The 7,158-nt window shown below is 48.0% G+C and carries 6 protein-coding genes and 1 pseudogene; 4 read left to right on the plus strand and 3 right to left on the minus strand.

What is annotated here, in order from left to right; translation table 11 throughout:
• Positions 1–37: 37 nt before the first annotated feature.
• The 3 genes from J9789_RS14020 to J9789_RS14035 all read left to right on the plus strand — a co-directional run bounded on the left by J9789_RS14020 (position 38) and on the right by J9789_RS14035 (position 5,042).
• Positions 38–2,581 (plus strand): DUF4268 domain-containing protein, encoded by a 2,544-nt coding sequence (locus J9789_RS14020; protein ID WP_101691737.1) that lies wholly within the window; start codon positions 38–40, stop codon positions 2,579–2,581.
• A 26-nt stretch (positions 2,582–2,607) separates the two neighbouring features.
• Positions 2,608–3,195, plus strand: coding sequence for a hypothetical protein (locus J9789_RS14025; RefSeq protein WP_209346317.1), 588 nt, complete (start codon positions 2,608–2,610; stop codon positions 3,193–3,195).
• Between the two features lie 641 nt (positions 3,196–3,836).
• On the plus strand, positions 3,837–5,042 hold the full coding sequence (locus tag J9789_RS14035) for a hypothetical protein (RefSeq protein ID WP_145996821.1): 1,206 nt from the start codon (positions 3,837–3,839) through the stop codon (positions 5,040–5,042).
• Positions 5,043–5,086: 44 nt separating this feature from the next.
• Here the strand turns inward: J9789_RS14035 and J9789_RS14040 are convergent, their stop codons facing one another.
• A complete protein-coding gene (locus J9789_RS14040; RefSeq protein WP_148337085.1) occupies positions 5,087–5,464 on the minus strand; it encodes a hypothetical protein in 378 nt (125 codons plus the stop codon).
• Positions 5,465–5,556: 92 nt separating this feature from the next.
• Positions 5,557–5,916 carry a hypothetical protein gene (locus J9789_RS14045; protein ID WP_209346318.1) on the minus strand — a complete coding sequence of 120 codons (360 nt, stop codon included), beginning with the start codon at positions 5,914–5,916 and terminating at the stop codon, positions 5,557–5,559.
• A gap of 125 nt (positions 5,917–6,041) precedes the next feature.
• Here J9789_RS14045 and J9789_RS17440 point away from each other — a divergent pair, with 125 nt between their 5' ends.
• Positions 6,042–6,380: a helix-turn-helix transcriptional regulator gene (locus J9789_RS17440; protein WP_348633698.1), complete on the plus strand. Its 339-nt coding sequence runs from the start codon at positions 6,042–6,044 to the stop codon at positions 6,378–6,380.
• 363 nt (positions 6,381–6,743) lie between these two features.
• Here J9789_RS17440 and J9789_RS14055 read toward each other — a convergent pair.
• Positions 6,744–7,158 (minus strand): annotated as a pseudogene (locus tag J9789_RS14055) (hypothetical protein); the annotation flags it as partial.

Below are 7,158 nucleotides of genomic sequence, written 5' to 3' on the forward strand. Positions count from 1 at the left end.
GAAATGGGTTTAGAGAGAAAAATTTGGAGGAGTCAGCGTGAATGGTCAAGGAAAGCTACTGACACATTTTCTGAAGAATGCGGACAAGCTCGTAATACCTGTCTATCAGAGAAATTACGACTGGAAGGAAGAACATTGCAAGAAACTCTACTCCGACCTTGTAAAGACGATCCGAGATAACAAACGGTGGCATTTCTTCGGTGGTATAGTCTCCGTCAGTGATCCTATGGGCAGCAGTTCAGACTATCTGGTTATCGATGGCCAGCAGCGGATTACCACAGTTTCGCTTCTCCTCTTGGCGATTGCTAATCTGATCAAGGATGGACTCGTTACCCCTAATGATCCAAACCTGTATGACGTCATCACGAAGAAATATCTCGTTGATGAAATCAATCCTAAGCAGAGGAAGATGAAGCTAAAGCCCATCAAAGGAGATCAGGACGCTTATGACAGGCTCTGGGGCGATCCGTCTGAGTACAATTTCAGCTCCCGTATCACACAGAATTACCTATTCTTCTATAATCAGATCCAGCGTGAGGACATCAGCGTAGACCAATTGTTTACGGCGGTAGAGAAGCTCCAGATCATCGACATCACGCTAACACCACCCGACGACGATCCACAACTAGTGTTTGAGAGCCTCAATTCGACCGGCCTTGATCTGAATGAGGGCGACAAAATCCGGAACTTTGTTCTTATGCGACGATCTATGGAGGAGCAGGAGCAGTTCTATGATGACTACTGGTGCCCCATTGAAAAAAACGCTGGCTACGACAAACAGACGAACTCTTACGACGTGAGTCCGTTCATCCGTGACTATCTGGGGATTAAGGAGCGACGTCTGACCGCAATGAAGGAGATCTACCAGGAGTTCAAGGATTATGTTGAAAAGCGCGGCCAGATAGAGGATGTTCTTAAAGAACTCCGGGACTATGCGAAGAGGTATAACAAGATCCGGGTTGGGAATCCGAACTTTCCAATTAAACTCCGGGCTTCGCTATATCGGCTGAACCGTTTCGAAAGCAGTGTTTGCAGGCCGTTTCTAATGGAAGTCTTCCGACTACAGGAGGAGGATGTGCTTACCTTAGAGGATGTGGGTGAGGTCTGCCGCATTGTGGAGTCCTATCTACTTCGCCGCCTCATCTGCGATTTGCCATCCAACACCCAGAGCAAAGTATTCCTTACGCTCTGCAATGACATCAAGCGTCTCGATGGTACCTATGATGATTTCATTGAGAAACTGCGGTATGTTTTTGGAAACAAGAAGGAGAAGGCAGCCTTCCCAACAGACGAAGATTTTGCTGAAGGTCTCAAAAACAAGAATATCTACACAATGCCGGCCAGATATAAGGCGTACATCTTCGAGCGCATAGAGAATGGAGATAGCTCGGAGTACAAAGAGATCTATAATCGTCTGGACAGTGGTGAGTACACCATTGAGCACATCATGCCCCAGCATCTAACTCCTGCTTGGGCCAGCGAGCTCGGTGACGATGCTGAAAATATCCACGGCCAATGGCTCCACCGGCTCGCAAACCTGACCCTGGCAGCCTCCTCTTACAATATCAGGTACAGCAATGCCTCCTTCCAAGATAAGAAAACAATGAAAGACGGCTATCTGCAGAGCGGACTGAAAATGACCCAACAAATCGCCAAAGCCGATCATTGGGGCCTTCCAGAACTGGAGCAGCGGAGCAGTATGCTGGTAAATCAGTGCATTGCCCTTTGGCCAAATAAGGATACTACTTATGTTCCACCGCAGAAGCAGTATGACGAAATTGCGCTAGATGATGATGCCTCCTTGACTGGGCGTCAACTGATGAAGTATCGTTTTCGTGGAATTGAACATGAAGCCACAACTTGGGTTGATATGTATGTCCAGATGCTGAAGGAACTCCACAATATCGATACGGCGTATCTGAATTATCTTGCCGGCGCCGATGATAGCGTCGATCTGGCCAGCCAATTCTTTAGGACAGGAGATGGGTTTGAGGCATCTGCACTGGTCGTTGAAGGTATCTATGTTAATACCGGGACCTCCACGCAACACAAGCTGAATATGCTGAGACGGCTGTTTGAGCATTACGATCAAGACCCATCTGACTTGGTGTTTTTCCTCAACGAAAAGAAATGCAACGATGAGGAATCTAGTCTGCGGCATAAGGTACGTAGAGAGTACTGGTCGCAGGTCCTTCCAGCAATTCGTACCGAGACAGGCACTTTCAATTATGTCTCCCCGACCAAAAACAATTATATGTCTGGCTCTACGAGTTGCCCTGGTGTCCAGCTATCTTGCGTGGCGAACTACGATCAAGCCCGTATAGAAATCTATATCGATACCGGGAATGCAGGAAGGAACCAAATGATCTATGATTCGCTGAAAAGTCATCGCTCTCAAATTGAGGAGGATTACGGCCGACCACTGAAATGGTACAACCAAGAAGGCAATCGTTCTTGTAAATTATATGATGAACTTCTCGATGTCAGCGTGACGAACCATGATGACTGGCCTGCGATGATTAAATTTCACGTTGAGCGAGGGGCAAGACTCCTCAAGGCTGTGACACCATTTCTTCCATAGGCCCGGCAACTTATGAGGTGAGCATTATGAGAAGGCCCGCATATGATTCAAATGTTGCCTTCGAGGGTAAGATTAAATCAATGCGTCTGATTTCAGAGATGATCGGTTTTGGACCGATGCCTGCTCCAGATCGTGAGGTCGAACAGCGGTTGACGCTCAATTCCAGAGGGAAGATCTGGTTCAGCAATTACTTATATGGGGATGGGGTAAAGCAGAAACTTCATCGAAAAGAATGTTCAACGATTTCACCCACAGATGCGGATTATATCCTTAAATTGATCGCGATGGTATTTACCTCCCCCCAATCATCTGCGCTTGTTACAGATGTAGGTATGTGGAGGCTGTGCCTACTCAGTGAAGCTGGGCAGAATTTCAAGTATGAAGGCTCCCTGACTAGTCAAAGTGAAAATGACCCTCTCGGTATTGCATCTGAAGAATTGAGGATAATCTTGTCTATGCCTGAATTGGCTGCCTTCGACGGAAAGGTATCAGAAGGCCAACTGTCGGGGAAAGCCGATGGCCAGCGGCCTCCGAGCATGCAACGGTTTGTGAGGGAGTACAAAGCTTGTACGCACCAACACGGTAATATCGCTGATGCAAAGTGGGGGGACTGAACGAACAATATGAAAGCAAGTGGGAGGGATCGGAAATTCCGATCCCTCCCATCATCATTTTGTTTTGCTGATCAAGTCCGTTCTCGATACAGGAAGGTCATAGCCTGTGCACGGGAAACCACCGCCTCGGGACTAAATGTAGTCGCACTGGTTCTCGCAGTGATTTGGTTACTGGCGGCCCAAATGACTGCACTAGAGTAATATTGGCATCCATGGGGAGGATTAAGTTTTTTCTTTCCAGCAAAACGTGTTCGCACGCAGCAAGGTCTGCCGTTCCAATTCCTCTACAATGTGTTTCGCATCTTCCTCTCATCATACAATATATCGTTTACCATCAATCACAATGAAGAGAGAACGCTTCGTCTGCATAGAGGCATTGACATACTCAAGATAAGAGCGCTATGCTAATAACATCATCGGGCAGCACACTAACTGTCTCTCGAACACAATCAAGGCAAAAGCGACCAACTTGTTACAGTTGATCGTCTTTGTCTTCATCGTTCATTTCGAATATGAAACTTAGTATCGTAAAGTCATATTTACCTTGAAAAGCCGGAAGTGCGAGCCCGCAGCTAGAAGCAGCTAAGCACAAAGATACAGTGTTTATGCTGGTAACTATAAAAAGAAATGAAGTGAAATCTTTGAGTAAGCATAATCCATACAATCCTATTCCTCAAGAACTCAGAAAACAAGTTGAGCTAACTCAAAGGCTCACCAAACATATACCTCCTATTCTTGAGACGCAGGAACGCATCAAAGCCATGGTGATGCCTCTGGAGCGGTTATCCGCAATTAACAGCCAAATCATGAATTGCCAGATTCCGGCTCACAGCGTGCTGAACCCCACAGTAATAGCTGCAGCCGAGATGGCTCGTCAGCCGGAAGGAACACTGACTGCTGCACTCGATGCTACTCAGAATCCAACAGTTATGGCAGCCACAGAAGTAGCCACAAGATTTGCCGAGCCGATGGGTTTGGCAGCACTTCAAATGTCCAACTTACAGTTAGACACAGCGGCACTCCAGTTCGCCAATAACATCGAAAGAGTTCAGCCCCCCAACTATATGACAAATATCCAAGGTGTGCTGGATGCCTATTCTTCCGCCCTTGCCACTGTTCAATCTCCCTTCTTGGATTGGTTGCAGACGGTGGACATCTCCCCGCTGACCCGCATTTGGGAACGCTGGGACACAGAACGTCGGCTGGAGGAGGAGCGATACAGGGAGCTTCAAAAACTGCACCTGCAGGTCATGTATCAGGCCAGATGGTTCCCATACGCCTCTACCCTGGCGGGTGATATGCTGTTTGACGAGATAAACGAAATCATCGCTTCCAGTAAAATAGGTGCAACTGTAAGCAAGCGATGTGAAAAACGGATAGATACGGCCATCCTATCCCACTACACCAAGGCCGAAATCAAGCGTATCAAGAAGAAATGGAACGATTCGGAGATCGAACCTTATTTCAAAAAGGCACTTGGCCAGACTCTTGATGCTTATCTCCGAAAGGAGTATGCCTTAGTGATACCCTTTCTGGCTACCATGTGGGAGGGGATTATCAAGTCCAAGGTAGGAAAAAACGAGAAGAAATTCAAAGAAAAATGTAAGGATTTAGTGGATGAAAACGGCTATGATGAGGTGTTCAGTGACTTCTTTAATAATCTGATTTTTGGCCAATGCTACAGTGTTAATGATGTCGTGGATGGTATTCCCAACAGAAACGGAGTGGCCCATAGCTGGTACATCAAGTACCCTTCGCAGAAAGCGGCTCTCAATGCCATTCTATTGACGGATTTTGTACTGAGCCTGAAGCCCAAAAATGAAGCGGAGGACATCGAAAAAGAATAGCGGATATTTACTTCGCATTCATTTTTGTCGGTGTCATTGCTTGTTCAATAGAGTGTCCACCAGTATTCGAACACTTTGCGATACTGGTTGCCCTTCTTTGGTAGAGTGTGATATTTACGAACCTTGCGATTCGCCCTCCGCTTCAGATACTGCTGCCGACTGCTGGATTTCATGTACTTGATGTGAAGGCCGGAATGAAGCAGAGTCGTTTTCTCTTCATAATCTCCGATGATATACCCTATGTTTGGCGCATATCCGCTGTGTTGAATAAGAAACAGAAGTCGATCATCGTGTCTGACCCTTTGTATGCGCCGGTATTGCCTGCCAGTCCGACGTCCACCCGAGGTCTGACACAGCCGCGCATCTTTTTCAGATACCTTCAGGATTTCGGTAATCCGATTGTTTAACTCTTGCTCTGTCATAAGCCTTCCTGCTCTGTACAGTCCGGGAAATTGGGTTCACTCCATGCCAGGAGCCGCGCTTTTGGGCGTAAAATTCCCGCTGCGCCTTCTTGCTACGCTTGTTCAGTGGTACGAACTGCATCACAGTCTGTCACTTCCTTCTCATTATGCGATTTTCGGTTCCCCCGAATGGCATGGCAGGCATTCAGATAGTCTGTATAGCCGAGCAGCATCATTTTACCTGGTAATTCATTCAGTGCCGCAAGGAAACGCTCCTGATCCCGCTTTCGTACATGGCAGAAGATGACCCGGTATGGAAAACCATCCCGCGCATATTCCTCTCGAAAATGGACCCGCACCTGGTGCTTGATAAAAAGCTGGTCAGCCAGATACGCATCTGTATCCATGTATGCGTAGTAGGCATTCAGCAGTGAGAACCGCTCAATATCCTGATAAAAGTCTGTTTGTTTCAACGAACGCCTCCTATATGACAATCTCATTACAAATGTTCAAAATCGCTTGCCATTCCGAAATATATCGGGTATTCTGAAATACTCCGCTGCGGCGGAAATCATCCTGATGAATGGAGGCGATCCATATGTCCATGATTCAGTTTCCTGTGATCGATCCTGTGGCCACCGGAGCGAATATTTGCCGGCTCCGAAAGGATCGCGGCCTGACAGTCCGAGATCTCCAGCACTATTTCGGATTTGAGGAGCCGCAGGCCATCTACAAATGGCAGCGCGGGCAGAGTCTTCCCAGCGTAGATAATCTCTACGCACTGAGCGCTTTGTTCCAGGTGCCAATGAATGAAATCATCATCCCCACTTCTCATATCGTCTCTTTCGAGCAGCAGGCAGCCGTCTGCTGCTCAGGTCATTTTATCGGAGAATTTCTTCAGGTGCAGTGGGCATGGCAGAACTTCAAAACCGCTTAGACCCTTATCCGCCTGTCCATCCTCGGTCCTGCAGTGGCCCAACCAGGCCACTGCCCTGCCCCAGGTGAGCAAGCGACTTGAAAAAAGATTTTCACATCATTACTATGTGTACCAAGGGAGCGTAAGATTGAATTCTGCATTTAAGGGTAAACGTGTGGAAGAAATGGCGGCAATGCGCTGAACGCGGAGGGAAACGCCTGGCGTTCCTTTCATCATGAGTTATGAGCTCATTTCACATTCATGCAAATGCTGTCCGTAATCTGCCGGAGTTGCGCAGCCTCATAATTCATCTGCGCCTGAACCGATCATCACGACCTATCCATTCTGCCACGCCCACCACACCCGAAAGTGTGGTTCGGAAAGTTATGCAACTGCCGCCTTTTCAATGAAGTCGTTGAGGATCTCCTCGAAGCTGTCGTTGATATCAAAAGGAGCTTCGTAGGCCACCTCGGTATTGACCAGGCACTTATCCAAGGCCATGGAGATCTCGTCTGCCTTCTTGCTCAGCGCCGTGGCCATGCCCCGGATCTTGTTCCGGTCGAAGTCGATGGTGGTGACCTGGGTAGCGTCACACCGATAAGAAACCTGGTTGCCCTCACCATTGAAGCGGAATCCGGATCCGCCGCTGGCGATGGTCTTTTCGCTGTTGCGGAGCGTGGTCATATGCCGGAAAACTTCGGCCAGTTCCTGGCGCTGCCGGTTCAGGCCGACCTCGCTGTCCATATCCAGATCCAGTCCGCTCTTGGCCGCATGAATGGCTTTGCTCAGATTCTCCCGC

This window comes from Flavonifractor sp. AGMB03687 (assembly GCF_017811815.1).
Lineage (GTDB): Bacteria > Bacillota > Clostridia > Oscillospirales > Oscillospiraceae > Flavonifractor.

Coding starts and splice junctions, on each gene's coding strand:
- J9789_RS14025 (WP_209346317.1), top strand. CDS start 2,608: ATGAGAAGGCCCGCATATGATTCAAATGTTGCCTTCGAGGGTAAGATT.
- J9789_RS14040 (WP_148337085.1), bottom strand. CDS start 5,464: ATGACAGAGCAAGAGTTAAACAATCGGATTACCGAAATCCTGAAGGTA.
- J9789_RS17440 (WP_348633698.1), top strand. CDS start 6,042: ATGTCCATGATTCAGTTTCCTGTGATCGATCCTGTGGCCACCGGAGCG.